Source organism: Cryobacterium sp. Hz9 (assembly GCF_004402825.1).
Taxonomy (GTDB): domain Bacteria; phylum Actinomycetota; class Actinomycetes; order Actinomycetales; family Microbacteriaceae; genus Cryobacterium; species Cryobacterium gelidum.
Genome location: NZ_SOFC01000023.1, coordinates 71,945 through 86,909 on the forward strand (window position 1 = coordinate 71,945; position 14,965 = coordinate 86,909).

Annotated in this window: 12 protein-coding genes; 3 read left to right on the top strand and 9 right to left on the bottom strand. The window is 64.5% G+C overall.

Annotated features, from left to right (window positions below; all coding sequences use genetic code 11):
- Positions 1–40: 40 nt before the first annotated feature.
- The 3 genes from E3N85_RS12820 to E3N85_RS12830 form a co-directional block, all read right to left on the bottom strand.
- Positions 41–847 carry a carbohydrate ABC transporter permease gene (locus E3N85_RS12820; RefSeq protein WP_134464490.1) on the bottom strand — a complete coding sequence of 269 codons (807 nt, stop codon included), beginning with the start codon at positions 845–847 and terminating at the stop codon, positions 41–43.
- 116 nt (positions 848–963) lie between these two features.
- A complete protein-coding gene (locus E3N85_RS12825; protein WP_134463775.1) occupies positions 964–1,923 on the bottom strand; it encodes a carbohydrate ABC transporter permease in 960 nt (319 codons plus the stop codon).
- Positions 1,920–3,956, bottom strand: coding sequence for a beta-galactosidase (locus tag E3N85_RS12830; RefSeq protein WP_134463777.1), 2,037 nt, complete (start codon positions 3,954–3,956; stop codon positions 1,920–1,922). The genes E3N85_RS12825 and E3N85_RS12830 overlap by 4 nt, the downstream gene beginning before the upstream one ends.
- A 178-nt stretch (positions 3,957–4,134) precedes the next feature.
- Here E3N85_RS12830 and E3N85_RS12835 point away from each other — a divergent pair, with 178 nt between their 5' ends.
- Positions 4,135–5,157, top strand: a complete 1,023-nt coding sequence (locus tag E3N85_RS12835; RefSeq protein ID WP_134463779.1) for a LacI family DNA-binding transcriptional regulator — start codon at positions 4,135–4,137, stop codon at positions 5,155–5,157.
- Between the two features lie 211 nt (positions 5,158–5,368).
- Here E3N85_RS12835 and E3N85_RS12840 read toward each other — a convergent pair whose 3' ends face one another.
- The 4 genes from E3N85_RS12840 to E3N85_RS12855 form a co-directional block, all read right to left on the bottom strand.
- Complete coding sequence (locus E3N85_RS12840; RefSeq protein WP_134463781.1) at positions 5,369–6,277, bottom strand: glycine betaine ABC transporter substrate-binding protein; 909 nt, start codon at positions 6,275–6,277, stop codon at positions 5,369–5,371.
- Positions 6,278–6,393: 116 nt separating this feature from the next.
- Positions 6,394–7,341, bottom strand: coding sequence for a proline/glycine betaine ABC transporter permease (locus tag E3N85_RS12845; protein WP_134463783.1), 948 nt, complete (start codon positions 7,339–7,341; stop codon positions 6,394–6,396).
- Positions 7,338–8,660 (bottom strand): glycine betaine/L-proline ABC transporter ATP-binding protein, encoded by a 1,323-nt coding sequence (locus E3N85_RS12850; protein ID WP_174722489.1) that lies wholly within the window; start codon positions 8,658–8,660, stop codon positions 7,338–7,340. Before E3N85_RS12850 ends, E3N85_RS12845 begins: the two co-directional genes overlap by 4 nt.
- A 341-nt stretch (positions 8,661–9,001) precedes the next feature.
- Positions 9,002–10,399 (bottom strand): cation:dicarboxylate symporter family transporter, encoded by a 1,398-nt coding sequence (locus tag E3N85_RS12855; RefSeq protein ID WP_134463785.1) that lies wholly within the window; start codon positions 10,397–10,399, stop codon positions 9,002–9,004.
- Positions 10,400–10,535: 136 nt separating this feature from the next.
- Here E3N85_RS12855 and E3N85_RS12860 point away from each other — a divergent pair, with 136 nt between their 5' ends.
- Together E3N85_RS12860 and E3N85_RS12865 are read left to right on the top strand one after the other, a co-directional pair.
- A complete protein-coding gene (locus tag E3N85_RS12860; RefSeq protein ID WP_134463787.1) occupies positions 10,536–12,245 on the top strand; it encodes a sensor histidine kinase in 1,710 nt (569 codons plus the stop codon).
- Positions 12,238–12,954 (top strand): response regulator, encoded by a 717-nt coding sequence (locus tag E3N85_RS12865; protein ID WP_134463789.1) that lies wholly within the window; start codon positions 12,238–12,240, stop codon positions 12,952–12,954. Before E3N85_RS12860 ends, E3N85_RS12865 begins: the two co-directional genes overlap by 8 nt.
- On the opposite strand, the gene E3N85_RS12870 is transcribed toward E3N85_RS12865, so the two are convergent.
- A complete protein-coding gene (locus E3N85_RS12870) occupies positions 12,951–13,766 on the bottom strand; it encodes an enoyl-CoA hydratase (RefSeq protein WP_370289286.1) in 816 nt (271 codons plus the stop codon). The genes E3N85_RS12865 and E3N85_RS12870 overlap by 4 nt on opposite strands.
- On the bottom strand, positions 13,763–14,953 hold the full coding sequence (locus E3N85_RS12875; RefSeq protein WP_134463791.1) for an enoyl-CoA hydratase/isomerase family protein: 1,191 nt from the start codon (positions 14,951–14,953) through the stop codon (positions 13,763–13,765). The genes E3N85_RS12870 and E3N85_RS12875 overlap by 4 nt, the downstream gene beginning before the upstream one ends.
- Positions 14,954–14,965: the final 12 nt, after the last annotated feature.

Sequence of the window (14,965 nt, forward strand, 5' to 3'; positions counted from 1 at the left end):
CCGACTGGAATATCCGGCCGGGGTGGTGTGGCTGAGGTGGTTATTTCACTGAACCGGCGCTGAGGCCGTTACGCCACAAGCGCTGGAGCAGCAGGAAGATGATGATCAGCGGGATGATCGACAGCAGCGCGCCGATCAGCACGTAGTCGCGCAGCACAGGGATCTGGTTGACCTGCGAGTTCCAGGCGTAGAGGCCGAGCGTGACCGGGAACAGGGTTTCGTCGCGCAGCATGATCAGCGGCAGGAAGAAGTTGTTCCAGATGGCGACGAACTGGAAGAGGAAGACCGTGACCAGGGCGGGCACCATCATCCGCACCGAGACGGTGAAAAAGGTGCGCAATTCGCCGGCGCCGTCGAGGCGGGCGGCCTCGATCAATTCGTCGGGCACGCTGGCCGAGGCGTAGATGCGGGCGAGGTAGACCCCGAACGGGCTGACCAGGCTGGGCAGGAACACCGACCAGAACGTGTTCGTCAGGCTGATCTGGCTGAAGATCAGGAACAGCGGCAGCGCCAGCGCCGTCGCGGGCACGAGCACGCCGCCAAGCACGACGTTGAAGATCAGTTCACGGCCCGGAAAGTTGTACTTGGCCAGGGCGTACCCGCACATACCGGCGATGAGCGTACCAACGAGGGCGCCGCCACCGGCGTACAGCGCGCTGTTGAGCATCCACTTGAGGTAGACGCCGTCACGGTAGGCCACCAGGTTTGCCATGTTCTCGAACAGGGAGAAGTCGGCGAACCAGAGCGGGTTCGTGCTGTTGAACTGGGAGCGGTTCTTCGAGGCCGCGACCACCAGCCACCAGATCGGCACCAGAAAGTAGAGCGTGAACACGCCCATGACGACCATGGCGCTGACCCGAGCGAACGGGCTCTCTCGCTGCGCGCGCGGCGTCTTGCCCTGCCGGGAACGGATGCTGCGTGCCGACTTGCCGACAGTGGTGGAGGTCACGGTACTCAGGGTGCTCACTTGGCTTCCTTCCGTTGCGTGAACTTCAGGAATGTGAACGAAAGGATGAACGTCGCGAGGGCCAGCACCACGGAGAACGCCGCGGCCAGGTTGAAGTTTGGGATGGATGAGGTGGAGTAGACCGTCAGGTTCGGGGTGAACGTGCTGGTGACGGCCGAGCTGAAGCTGCGGAACACCTGGGGTTCGGCCAGCAGTTGCAGGGTGCCGATGATCGAGAAGATCGCGGTCAGGATGATGGCCGGCATGATCAGCGGGATCTTCACCGACCAGGCGATGCGGAGCTGACCGGCGCCGTCGAGGCGGGCGGCCTCGTAGAGTTCAGCCGGGATTGCCAGCAGCGCCGAGTAGATGATGAGCATGTTGTAGCCCACGAACACCCAGGTGACGACGTTGGCGATGGCCCAGAGCACGAGGTCCGCCGAGAGGAAGTTGATGTTCTCGGTGACGGCACTGAACGGTGACAGGTTGGGTGAGTAGAGGTAGCCCCACATGATCGCGGCGATGACGCCGGGCACCGCGTAGGGAACAAAGAACGCCAGCCGAAAGAACTTCTTGCCGCGCACGAGCGGCGAGTCCAGCAGCAGGGCGAATACCAGTGCGAGGCCGAGCATGATCGGCACCTGCACGGCGCCGAAGGCGAGCACCCGACTGATCGACGCCCAGAACGGCCCGTTCTGGAAGACCAGGATGTACTGGCTAAGTCCACCGAAGACCTGGGTGGCCTGGCCGAAGGTGCCCTCACGCTCGATCACGAGCAGAGACTGGTAGATCGCGTAGCCGATCGGCACCAGGTAGAACAGGGCGAACAGTGCGCCGAACGGGAGCACGAACGCCAGGATCGCTCCCTTGTGCTGCACGCGGGGCTTCGCTCCGCGGGCCTTGGCTGGCTGGGCGGCGCGGGGCTTCCGGGCGGCGTTGCCCGGGGCATCCGTCAGGGGAACGGCAGGTGCGCTCATGATGCGGGGTCCTCTCTGATCACGCGGACGGCTCCGGCGGGCACGCGCACGATTCGACCGACGGGTGCATCGGTGACGAGTTCGTGGCCGCAGGCCGGAAGCTCAACGTCGCCGTGACCGTGATTGATGATGAACAGGTAGCTGCTGGTGGACTTCACTCGGCGAACGACCTCGATGGTTCCCGCACTCTCCGGGCCAACCGCGGTAACGCGTGCCGCCTCGGCAATCGTGCGCACGAGGTCCCTCAGGGCACCGGCCGCCAGCGCGGTCGCAACGTACCAAGCGGTGCCGCCTCCGTGCTCGTTGCGGGTGATGGCAGGGATGCCGGGCAGCGGCCCGTCAAGGTAGCGCGCCATCACCTCGGCGGTGTCGATCCGCAGGCGTTCGCTCCAGAGGCTCGCGCACGCGCCGGAGTCGAGGGTCAGAACGTGGCCGGGCAGCAGTGGGGAAAATTCTTCCACCGTGATGCCGAGGATCTCGCGGAACGCGCCGGGGTAGCCACCGGTGCGCACCCGGTCGTCTTCGTCGACGATGCCGCTGAAAAAAGTGATCAGGGCGTGGCCGCCGGCCGCGACATAGGAACCCAGGTTCTGGGCCTGCGCGTCAGAGACCAGGTAGAGGCACGGGGCGACGACGAGGCGGTAAGCGGAGAGGTCGGCGTCTGGCGAGACGATGTCGACCGTTACGCCGAGTTGGTGCAGGGCCGTATAGGCGGCGTGCACCTGCTCGAGATAGCGCACCGCATGGGAGGGACGGGATTCTCCGTCGCCAGCCCACCAGGCCTCCCAGCTGAAGATGATCGCGGCATCCGCGACGACCCGGCTGCCGGCGACCTCGGCGAGACGATCGAGGGTCGCCCCCAGGGCCACGACCTCGCGCCAGAGCACGGTGTCGGTGCCGGCGTGAGGCACCAGGGCGGAGTGGAACTTCTCTGAGCCCTGCAGGGAAGCGCGCCACTGGAAGAAGCAGATGCCGTCGGCGCCACGGGCGACGTGGGCGAGGGAGTTGCGGGTCATCTCGCCTGCCACCTTCGCCAGGTTGTGCGGCTGCCAGTTGACGGCGCCGGTGGCCTGTTCCATGAGCAGCCAGGGCTTCCCCTGGGCGAGTCCACGGGTGAGGTCGGCGGCGAAGGCGAGTTCGATGGCCGGATCGGCGAGGCGGTGGTCGAGGTAGTGATCGTTGGCGACGATGTCCATGTCGCCGGCCCAGGACCAGTAGTCGAGGTTGCGGATGTGCGCCGTGACCATGAAATTGGTGGTCACGGCTACGTTGGTGTGGCGGCGCAGCACCGCGGTCTCGCGGCGGTAGTAGTCGAGCAGTTCGGCCGAGCTGAACCGGTGGAAGTCAAGCACCTGGCCGGGGTTCCTGCTGGAGCGCGTGAGCCGCGGGGTGAGGATCTCGGACCACTGGCCGTAGCGCTGGCTCCAGAACGAGGTACCCCAGGCTGCGTTGAGGGCGTCGATCGTGCCGTAGCGCGCTTGCAGCCAGAGGCGGAACGCAGCCGCGGTTTCATCGCAGTAGCAAAGCGCGTTGTGGCAGCCTAGTTCGTTGGACACATGCCAGAGGGCGATGGCCGGGTGGTGGCCGTAACGCTTGGCGACCTTCTCCACCAGGGCGAGCGCGTGCTCGCGGAACACGGCCGAGCTCGGGCACCAAGCCTGCCGACCGCCAGGGAATCGTGTGGTGCCGTCATCACTCACCGGGAGGATCTCGGGGTGCAGCGTGGTCAACCATGGCGGAGGGGACGAGGTTCCGGTGCCGAGGTTGACCCGGATGCCGTTGCTGTGCAGGAGTTCGATGATCGTATCGAGGGTGGTGAAGTCGTACTCCCCGGGGTGCGGCTCGATGTCGCACCAGCCGAAGATGTTGATGGCCACCAGGTCGACGCCGGCCTCGTGCATGAGGCGCACGTCTTCGATCCAGACGTCGGGACCCCACTGCTGCGGGTTGTAATCGCAGCCGTAGGCGAACCCCTCGTGAACGAATGGGGTCACCGGAGCCGAACCATTCGAAGAGGCTGTTCGCGAATTCATGTGCTCCCTGACCGTGGTGTGTACGCCGTGTTGGCGACACCATGCTGACGACTCTGTGAACGTGCACAGAGTCGGGAGCAAAACTCACCGTTGGGTTTTCTGTGAACGTACACAGATTAGGTATATCCCGCCGATCCTGTCAAGCGCGGTCTTCGTTCGGGAGCGTTATGGTTATCAAATGGTGACAATCCCGTCTCGGAGCAAACGCGCGACGATCCACGATGTCGCCGTCGAGGCCGGCGTGTCCCGCGGCACGGTCAGCCGGGTCGTGAACGACGAGCCCTACGTCTCGGCTTCAGCCCGGACTGCCATCGAAGCCGCCATCGAGAAGGTCGGCTATGTACCGAACAACGCCGCGCGCAGCCTGGTCATGCAGCGCTCGGAAGCGGTCGGCTTCATCGTGCACGAGCCACACTCACTATTTCTGGATGACCCCAACATCGGCGGCATCCTGCTCGGGGCCAACACCGTGCTCTCCCGCTCGGACTACCAGATGGTCAGCCTCGTCATCGACTCCCAGCGCGACACCGACCGCGTCGCCCGCTATCTCAGCGGTGGTTTCGTCGACGGGGTCATCATCGTCTCCGCCCGCCGGGAAGACCCCATCACCCGCGTTATCGAGAAGCTGCGCCTTCCGGCCGCTTTCGTTGGACATCCGCCAGAGCAGAGCCCTCTGCCGTTCGTAGGCATCGACAACCGGGCATCGGCGCGCGCGATCACCGAACGCCTCATGCAGACCGGACGCCAGCGCATCGGCATGGTTGCCGCCGCACTCGATCGCGATTCCGGCGCGGACCGCCTGGCCGGCTTTACGGATGCCCTGGGCGACCGCTTCAACCCGGCTCTCGTTGCCCGAGTACCGCTCTACACCTTCACCGATGGGGTGAAGGGCATGTGCGCACTGCTCGAACGTGACCCACTGATTGACGGGGTGTTCGCGGCTTCTGACGCCGTGGCTGCCGGAGCACTCGAAGCGCTCCGCCATGCCGGGCGCAGCGTGCCCGGTGACGTCGGCATCGTCGGATTTGACGACAGTTCCTGGGCGCTGCGCACCCAGCCACACCTCTCGACCGTGCACCAGCCAGCCTTCGGCCTGGGCGAGCGAGCAGCCGAGTGCGTGCTCGGCCAGCTGCGCGGTGAGGAGCAACCGGCCGACGGCATCCTGCTCGAGACCCCTATCATCTGGCGCGACTCGGCTTGATCGACACCGTCGGGGATTCCACGCCCGACATGGCGTTCAGCGCCTCGGCTCTACCGGTGGTCACGCCGATGAACTCAATGCCAACCCGGTGACTGGTCACAGCGAAAACATTGCAACACCATGTAGCCAGTGGCGAGTTCTACTCCGCCGCGACAATAAACAGAACGGCCCGCGTCCGAAGACGCGGGCCGTTCGTCGTGCGAAACCGTGACTAGCTGGTAAGGCCGTCCACGTACTCCTGGTTGTCTTCCATCCACTGGGCAACGATCGGAGCATAGTCCTGGCCCTCGTAGTCGACGAACATGGCCTGCTCAAGCGAGTACAACGTGTCGAGGTCCATCTCGAAGTTCTCGATCCACTCCGCCGCCTGCGGGAAGTCCGTCTTGAAGTCGGTGCTGGCGTAGGAATGGATACTTTCCACGCCGCCCAGGGCTCCCTGCGGGTCTTCGAGGTTCTTGAGCGGAAACTTGTTATAGGCCCAGTGCGGCTCCCACAGGGTGACGACAATGTTCTCGCCGTTGTCGGTGGCCGTCTGTAATTCGGTCAGCATGGCCGCCGTCGACGAGGTGAGGTATTCCATGTCCTCGAGGCCGTAGCCCGGAATAACGTTGTCCGTGGTCGCGAGGGTCAAGCCGGCGCCGGGCTCGATGCCGACGATGCGGTTGTCGAACAGGTCGGCGTTGGCCGCGAGTTCCTCGAGCGAGTCGATCGGGGCATCCGCGTTGACCGCGATCGCGTTGCGCGACTCCTTGTTCCAGGCACCGAGGTCGACGATGTCGTCGCCATATTCTTCGAGGTACGATGCGTGCGTTACCGGCAACCAGACATCCAGGTTGAGATCGTAATCACCGGTCGACAGGCCGGAGTACACCGGCGCGACGTCCCCGTACTCAAGCTCGACGTTGTAGCCCTTCTCGTCGAGAATAGCTTTCCACAGCGCGGAGGCTGCAATGGCCTCATCCCAGCCGTTGAACACGGCGATCGACATATCCTTCTGGTCTTCGTTGCCGTTTCCGACGGTTTCGGTCTCACCGGAGGCGGCGCAGCCGGTGAGAGCCAGAATACCAACGGCTCCCAGTGCCAAGCTCGATTTGATACGTGATTGAGAACGGTTCTTCATGGGTCTTCCTTTCGTGCCACCTGCTGTGGGTGACTGGGGTTGACGCTTGGTGCATACGGCGAAAGCCGCACTGTTGAACGGATGCGGCTGCATCCGTAAACCTGCGTTGCCGCCGGTCAGACTCGGGCCGGTTCACCGACCGGCTGCGGGGCGCGAGCGGGCTCGGCAGTGGATGCCATGGCATCGGTGGCCCGACGCGCACGCAGGGTGCGCCGGAGGCCGCCGAAGAAGCCCGTTGAATCGGTGCTGCCGAGCGACGCGGTAATGCGGTCGAGGAAGATCGCGAGGATCACGACGGCCAGTCCAGCTTCAAAACCGAGCGCGATGTCGATGCGGTTGAGGCTTGCCACAACCTGCGCCCCGAGACCGCCCGCTCCGACCATGCCGGAAATAACCACCATGGAGAGCGAGAGCATGATGACCTGGTTGACGCCGGCCATGATGGTCGGGGTTGCCAGCGGCAACTGAATCTGCCGCAGGATACGCCACGGGGACGCTCCAAAAGCCTGCCCGGCCTCGACAACTTCCTGGTCCACACTGCGGATGCCGAGCTCGGTCAGGCGCACGCCGGGAGCCATCGCGAAGATGATGGTCGCGACGATGCCGGGTACCACTCCGACGCGAAAGAGGATGAGGGCCGGAATGAGGTAGACGAACGCCGGCATGGTCTGCATGAAGTCGAGTACCGGGCGAATGATGTTCGAGGCGAGCGTGGACTTGGCCGCGAGAATGCCAACGGGAACGCTGATGACAATCGCCAGCACACTCGCGACGAGCACGAGGGCGAGCGTGTCCATGGCGTTCTCCCACTGGTCGACGCCAAGGATGACAAGAAGGCCGACAACCGTTCCGACCGCGAACTTCCAGCCACGAATTCCGAAGGCGAGTACGCCCAGCACGAGCATGATCGCCCAAAACGGCGGCGCTCCGAGCAGGAATTCCACGGATTCGTAGGCGCCGTCGAAGAGTGCCCGAATGAAGCCGAACAGAAAGCCGAAGGTATCGGTGATGTAGTCGACGAAGGATTCAATGAGGGAACCCAGGGGAAGACGAAAGTCGGTCATGCGCGCGCTCCTTCGACATTGAACAGGGCGTCATCGGCCGTATCGCCCAATATGTCGGTGATCTGGCTGATCGAGATGGTGGCAGGCGGCATCACGACCGGCAGTGGGCCGGTATTCGTCGTGACGTTCCCGATGGCGGCGAGCAGGGTCACGCGAGGAATTACGCCGAGCAGACGGTTCTTCTCATCGACGACGGCGATCGGCAATTCGCTCTCGACCGAGGGCTCGACAAGGTCGACCAGGGCGGTTTCGGGGAGCACCGCGTTAGCGTCGTCACGAATGATGCTTCGCAGATCCGTCTCGCCGGCTTTGACCATTCTCAGTACATCGCGGTCGCGCACGATACCGGCGAAGCTGCGGTCGCGGTTGAGCACAAAAGTGACGGATGTCTGCAGGTCGCGCATGGTCCGCAGCGCCGCCCGTGGGCCTGCGGTCTTCGTGATGACCGAACGCACCGGTTCCATCACGCTCGCGGCGGTGAGCACGCGCGCCCGGTCGACATCCTGCACGAACTGGGCGACGTAGTCGTTGGCCGGGTCGGTGAGGATCTCCTCGGGCGTGCCGATCTGCACGATGCGACCATCGCGCATGACGGCGATGCGATCGCCGAGAAACATGGCCTCGTTCAGGTCGTGGGTGATGAAGATGATGGTCTTGCCGAGCGCGGCCTGCAGCTCGATGAGCTGCTCCTGCATTTCCCGGCGAATCAGCGGGTCGAGGGCCGAGAAGGCCTCGTCCATGAGCAGTACGTCGGTGTCGGCCGCGAGAGCACGGCCGAGGCCGACCCGCTGCTGCATTCCACCGGACAGCTCCGAGGGCAGGTTGTCTGCCCAGCCAGCCAGCCCGACCAGATCGATGATCGTCTGCGCTTTCGCGAGGCGTTGTTCCCGGCCCATGCCCTGAATTTCGAGGCCATAGGCGACGTTGTCGATCACCGTGCGGTGCGGCAGCAGGGCAAAATGCTGGAACACCATCGAGATGCTCTTGCGACGTATGTCGCGCAGTTCCTTGGCGGAAACGCCCGTGATATCGGTGCCGCCGACGGTCACGGTGCCGGAGGTGGCCTCCCACAGTCCGTTGAGCATGCGGATGAGAGTCGATTTGCCCGAGCCGGACAGGCCCATGACGACGAAGATTTCGCCCTTCTTGACCTCGAATGAGGCGTCAATGACGGCGGCCACTCCGAGGGCAGAGGTGTCTGCGCGACTCTTGCCCGCTTTGAGCTTCTTGACGATTTCGTGCGGGCGGCGCCCGAAGGCTTTATAGAGGTGATCTGCCTTGACGGCGATGGATCCTGGATGAGGGATATTGTCGGTCACGCGTTCTCCGGTGCACGCCCCCGTAGCCGATTTCACGGTCTACGAAGCGCGGTGCTCTCTTGTCGGACGGGTAGGCACCGAGCGGCCCGAACGCGAGAATCAGCGTGGGCTGGAGCGATCATGGGACCGCGTCCGTCGGCGCCTCACCATACGCAGGCGGCCGTTCCATCTCAAATGGTGGCTACGCCTGCGCGTCCTGGTGAAGGTTGTAAGACCGTCAACAATCCTAACATACCGACTTTTCGGTGCACCGAAAAAAGCACAACGAAAAAAAGGGTGTCGCCCGGGACGACTTCTCCGGACGACACCCGTAGCGCGAGTCTAATGCGCGCGTTTTCTGCTTAGGCGCGTTCCAACACCTTGGACTGCGCAGCCTGCTCGGCAGTGCGCTGGCTCTCCGCGGCACTGACATGACCATGAGTGAGCATGGTGCGTTCGTCGAACGGTTCGAGCTTGTCCAGCACGCGATCAACCTGCACCCGGTCGAGTTCCTTGGTCCAGGAGCCAATCATGACGGTTGCCACGGCGTTGCCGGTGAAGTTGGTCAGCGCGCGAGCTTCAGACATGAAGCGGTCGATGCCGACGATGAAGCCGACGCCGCCAACGAGTTGCGGGGCGTGGGCCTGCAGGCCCGCGGCCAGGGTGGCGAGGCCGGCGCCGGACACTCCGGCGGCGCCCTTGCTGGCGATGATCATGAAGATGAGCAGCCCAATCTGTTCGCCGAGGGCGAGCGGCTGACCGAGCGCGTTGGCGATGAACAGCGAGGCCATGGTGAGGTAGATCGCGGTGCCGTCGAGGTTGAATGAGTAGCCGGTGGGCACGGTGACACCAACGACGGGCTTGGAGACGCCGAGGTGTTCCATCTTGGCGATCAGTCGCGGCAGCGCGGCTTCGGACGACGACGTCGATACGATCAGCAGGTATTCCCGGCCGAGGTAGCGCATGAGCTTGAACAGGTTCACACCCGTGACCAGTTTGAGCAGGCCGCCGAGGATGACCACGATGAAGATGATGCAGGTGATGTAGAAGGCGGCCATGAGCGTGAACAAACTGATGACGGCCTGGATGCCGGTAGCACCGACGACCGCGGCGATCGCACCGAAAGCACCGATCGGGGCGAGCCACATGACCATAATCAGAATGCGAAAGACCAGAGCCTGCACGTGGGCTAGCCCATCGAGAATCGGCTTGCCGGCCGGGCCCATGCGCTGCAGCGCGAAGCCGGCGATGAGTGCCACGAGCAGCGTCTGCAGAATGTTACCGCTGGTCAGCGACGAGAACAGGGTGGTGGGAACGATCCCGAGCAGGAACGACTTGGTGTCGGCTGATTCGGTGGCCTCAAAGGTGGCATCCGACAGGTTGATGCCCTCGCCCGGATGAATCATGTTGCCCACGACCAGTCCGATGCCAAGTGCGAAGGTCGACATGATCAGAAAGTAGCCGAGGGCCAGGCCACCGATCTTGCCGACGGTGGCTGCCTTGGCGATGGAGCCGATGCCGAGAATGATCGTGCAGAAGATGATCGGGGCGATCATCATCTTGATCAGGGCGATGAACAGATCTCCGAGCGGCTTGAGCGAGACCGCGAATCCCTCCGGTCCGCCCCAGACCAAGCCGACGATGATACCCAGAATAACCGCGATGATGACGGCCATGTAGAGGTAGTGGGATGAGTCGATTCGCTTCTTCGGCTTACCGGATTTGTTGAGTTTGGTTTCGGTTGATGGCGTCGATGCCATGTCAGACTCCTATGTCTAGGCTTAACCTGGCCCACCACGGGCTCCGGTCGGTGCAAGTCGTTCCACATTGGTCGACGCAGCGCACTCGCGCACGGTTACGGTCATATTGTTCACGAGCTCACGAAAGAGGCAGGCAGTGCGTAAGGAATGGAGCATCGCTCGACGGCTCTTTTTCGCGCACGCACTGTTCATCGTCGTGCTCACGGTCTTCGTCGGAACGGCCTTCTTCGTCGACGCGCGTGATCGCGGCTACATCGAGACCGGCAACCGGATGCTCGCGGTCGCCACCGCCATCGCCGACAGTCCACTCGTGCTCGCGGCGAGTGAGTCGGCCGACCCGAGCGCGTCCCTGCAGCCCTATGCGCTCCAGCTGAGCGCCGACGCGGGGCTCGATTTCATCACGATCATGGCCCCGGACCGTACCCGCTGGACCCACCCCACCGACACAGAGATCGGCAGGGACTACATCGGCGCCATCGAGCCGGCTCTTTCCGGAACCTCCTTCACCGAAATCAGCACGGGAACGCTCGGGCCATCCGTTCGTGCCGTGGTGCCGGTAACGGATACCGACGGCACCGTGCGCTCGCTCGTCGCGGTGGGCACCACGACGAGCAACATCACGATCGCTCTGAACGCCCGGTTGCCCTCGGTGCTCGGTCTGGCTCTCGGGCTGCTCGCGTCGGGGTCAGTGGTGACCTGGCTGCTCGGGCGCTACCTACGCCGGGTGACCCTGGGCTGGGGACCGGAACGTCTCGCGCAACTATTCGTCTATTACGATTCGGTACTGCACTCGGTTCGTGAGGGGCTTGTGCTGGTCGACCTGCGCGGCGACCTTGTCCTGTACAACGATCAGGCGTCGCGCCTGCTCGGAATTCCGCCGCGGCCGACTGCGGGCAGCGACGAGCGACCGCCAACCCTCACCGAATTGAGTCTGCCGCCGAGCCTCGGCGAGTTGTTGCGCAGCGGCCGCACCGCGCTCGATGAGATTCATGTCACCGGCACGCGGGTACTCGTGGTCAGCCAGGAACCCGCGATCGCCTCGTCGACTTCGGCGACTCGACCCAGGGCAATCCCGATGGGATTCGTGGCGACGATTCGCGACCACACCGACCTGCAGAACCTCGGCAGCGAGTTGCAGTCGATGCAGACCCTGTCCGACGCGTTGCGGGCGCAGACCCACGAGCATTCCAACCGTTTGCACACGATCGTGTCGCTGATGGAGCTCGGCCGCACCGATCAGGCCCTCGAATTCGCCACAGAAGATCTCGAGCTGAGCCAACGGCTCGCCGATGAGATGGTCGGTTCGGTAGACGAACCGGTGATCAGCGCCCTGATCATGGGCAAATCGGCGCAGGCCAATGAGCTGGGAATCGCCCTGACCGTCACGGCGTCGGGCACGCTCGCCCAGTCCGGGCTGTCGATTCAGGATCTGGTGACCGTGCTCGGCAATCTGGTCGACAATGCTCTTGATGCGGCGGCCGCTGGCCCGGACCCTCGTCGGGTGTCTGTCACGGTGTCATCTACCGAGCAGGCCGTAATGATCGAGGTCGCCGACAGCGGCTGTGGCGTGGCTCCCGACATCATTGACGATGTGCTTCGTCTCGGTTTCAGCACCAAGGGCGCCGGCTTCACGGAAACGGGCCCCACGGGCGAACACGGGATGGGCGGCACGGCGCCGGGCCGTTCGATCGGCGGCCGCGGTCTCGGCCTGGCTTTGGTTCGGCAGGCGGTGACCCGCCTCGGCGGCACGCTCACCATCGCCCGGCGCGAGGGCGCCGTCTTCACCGTGACGATTCCGGCCCTTACTCGTTCGGTCGTGACCACGGCGGGGGGCAATCATGGTTGACGGCAGGCTTACGGTCATTCGCGTGCTCGTCGTTGAGGACGAACCGCTCGCCGCCGAGGCGCACGCCGCCTATATCGGCCGTCTGGCGGGTTTCGAGCTCGTCGGCACGGCGAGCACCGGGCAGGACGCGTTTCGTCGCGTCGCAGCCGCTGCCTCGGCTGGAAACCCGATCGACCTCGTGCTCATGGACATGAACCTGCCCGACAGCCACGGGCTCGACGTGAGTCGGCGCATCCGTTCGGCCGGCCTCGCCACGGACATCATCGCCATCACCGCCGTACGCGACCTCGACAATGTGCGCGGAGCGATCGCGGCCGGCGTCGTGCAGTACCTGATCAAGCCCTTCACCTATTCGACCTTTGCTGCGAAATTGACCAGTTACCGGGACTTTCGTACGAAACTTGACGCGCAGGCATCCGTCGTGACGCAGTCCGCAGTTGATCACGCGTTTGCGAGCCTGCGCGCACCGACCGATATCCCGCGGCCGAAGGGTTTGGCCGACTCGACGCTGAGCCCGGTAGTCGCCTTCCTCCAGGCCCAAGCCGCGCCGGTGTCGGCGAGTGAGTTGATGGAGCCACTCGGGCTGTCACGGGTGACCGCGAGGCGCTACCTCGAGTATCTCGCCGACTCCGGCCTCGTGCTGCGCGCACCGCGCTACGGCACGCCGGGGCGGCCCGAGAACGAGTACCGCTGGACGAGCGGGCGTTAGCGGTTCGTGAAAACCGGTGGCCGCTTCTCGATGAAGGCGGCCATGCCCTCGCTCTGGTCGTCGGTGGCGAACACCGAGTGAAACAGGCGTCGTTCCAAGTGGATGCCGCCGCTCAGCATCGACTCGTAGGCCGCGTTGACGACCTCCTTGGCGAGCATGGCGATCGGCGCCGATTTCGCGGCGATGTCGGCCGCGGTCGCGAGGGCATCGGCGAGCAGGTCGGCGGCGGGCACGATGCGGGCGACGAGGCCGGCGCGTTCAGCTTCGACCGCGCCAATGGTGCGGCCGGTGAGTATCATTTCCATCGCCTTGGCCTTGCCGACGGCGCGGGTGAGACGCTGGGATCCGCCCATGCCGGGAATCACACCGAGCTTGATCTCGGGCTGCCCGAAGGTGGCAGTGTCGGAGGCGATGATGAAATCGCAGATCAGGGCCAGCTCGCAGCCGCCGCCGAGGGCGTGGCCGGAGACCGCGGCGATGACCGGGGTGCGCACGGCGGCGAGTTTGTCCCAGCCGGCGAACCAATCCTTGAGGTACATGTCCATATAGCTCATCGTCGACATCTCCTTGATGTCGGCGCCGGCCGCGAAGGCCCGCTCCGACCCGGTGATGACGATCGCGCCGATCTCGGGGTCGGCATCGAGCTGGGTGGCAGCACCGACGACGTCCTGCATCGTGGCGAAGTTGAGGGCATTGAGCGCCTTGGGCCGGTTGAGTGTGATCACGCCGACGCGACCGTGACGTTCCAGCAGAATGTTTTCGTAGAAATGGATGTCGGTCGGGGTGGTGTCAGTCGGGGTGGTGTCGCTCACGCCGTGGCCTCTCGTTCGGTGGATTCTTGCTCGTTGGGTTCGTTTCCGCTGGTATGCACGCGCGACAAGCGCAGCTCGCGCTCCCCCAGCGATGTGAAGTGTGCCTGCACGTCGGCGCCGGAAACGGCGTCAAGTGTGCTTGGTTGCCACAAGGGATTGCGGTCCTTATCGATGACCTGGGCGCGAATACCCTCAAGGACATCGTGGCCGGCCACCATGCGCAGGGACACCCGGTATTCCTGTTCGAGGACTTCCTCGAGACTGCCGAGGGCGCGGGCGCGGCGGAGCGATTCGAGGGTGACCGTGACGGCGGTCGGCGACTTGGCCAGGATCGCGGCGGACGCCTCGCGGGCTGCGGCTACGGGCGATTTCTGCAACCGGTCAATGATGGTGGGAAGGTCGGTGCCGGCATAGCACTCGTCGATCCAGGCGCGCTCCGCCAGGAGCGGTGCCGGCGGCACAGCCGACGCGGCGTGCTGGGCGATGGCATCGGCAGCGGGCATCCGTTTGAGGGCGTCGACCAGGGAATCGAGCCGGGCGGAGTCGACGTAGCTGTCGGCGAGGCCGAGGGCGATCGCATCGGTGCCCGTCATGGTCGCGGCCGTGAGGGCGAGGTGGGTGCCGAGTTCGCCGGGTATGCGCGAGTAGAGGAAGGTTCCACCGACGTCGGGCACGAAACCGATGGTGGTTTCGGGCATACCGACTGTGGTGCGTTCGGTCACGACGCGGTGGGAGGCGTGGCCGGAGAGGCCGACTCCTCCGCCGAGCACGATGCGGTCCATAAGGGCGACGAATGGTTTGGCATACCGCTTGATCTGGGCGTTCAACGTGTACTCGTCGGCCCAGAATCGGGCATTCTCGTCGGGGACGCCGCCGGTGTCCGTGCGGGCGTCGCGGTAGATCGACACAATGTCGCCGCCGGCGCAGAGGGCGCGGTCTCCGTTCCCGGTAAGGAGAACGGTGTGCACGGCGGGATCGTCGGCCCACTCGGTGAGGGCGGCGGCAATGGAGCGGATCATGCCGTGGGTCAGCGCGTTCAGGGCCTGTGGCCGGTTCAGAATGATGCGGGCCAGCTGTCCGCCACGCTGCAGCAGCACCTCATCGTCTGTGCCAACGGATGCGGCGGCGCTGGGCGCCGCTACCGTCTTCTCACCCGAGGGGCTGCCAATCGAATCCGTTCGGGGCATGAAAGACCTTTC

Excerpts from the sequence above, each read along its gene's own strand:
- E3N85_RS12855 (WP_134463785.1), bottom strand. The coding sequence starts at position 10,399 with ATGGCATCGACGCCATCAACCGAAACCAAACTCAACAAATCCGGTAAG.
- E3N85_RS12820 (WP_134464490.1), bottom strand. The coding sequence starts at position 847 with ATGGTCGTCATGGGCGTGTTCACGCTCTACTTTCTGGTGCCGATCTGG.
- E3N85_RS12825 (WP_134463775.1), bottom strand. The coding sequence starts at position 1,923 with ATGAGCGCACCTGCCGTTCCCCTGACGGATGCCCCGGGCAACGCCGCC.
- E3N85_RS12845 (WP_134463783.1), bottom strand. The coding sequence starts at position 7,341 with ATGACCGACTTTCGTCTTCCCCTGGGTTCCCTCATTGAATCCTTCGTC.
- E3N85_RS12835 (WP_134463779.1), top strand. The coding sequence starts at position 4,135 with ATGGTGACAATCCCGTCTCGGAGCAAACGCGCGACGATCCACGATGTC.
- E3N85_RS12875 (WP_134463791.1), bottom strand. The coding sequence starts at position 14,953 with ATGCCCCGAACGGATTCGATTGGCAGCCCCTCGGGTGAGAAGACGGTA.
- E3N85_RS12865 (WP_134463789.1), top strand. The coding sequence starts at position 12,238 with ATGGTTGACGGCAGGCTTACGGTCATTCGCGTGCTCGTCGTTGAGGAC.
- E3N85_RS12830 (WP_134463777.1), bottom strand. The coding sequence starts at position 3,956 with ATGAATTCGCGAACAGCCTCTTCGAATGGTTCGGCTCCGGTGACCCCA.
- E3N85_RS12840 (WP_134463781.1), bottom strand. The coding sequence starts at position 6,277 with ATGAAGAACCGTTCTCAATCACGTATCAAATCGAGCTTGGCACTGGGA.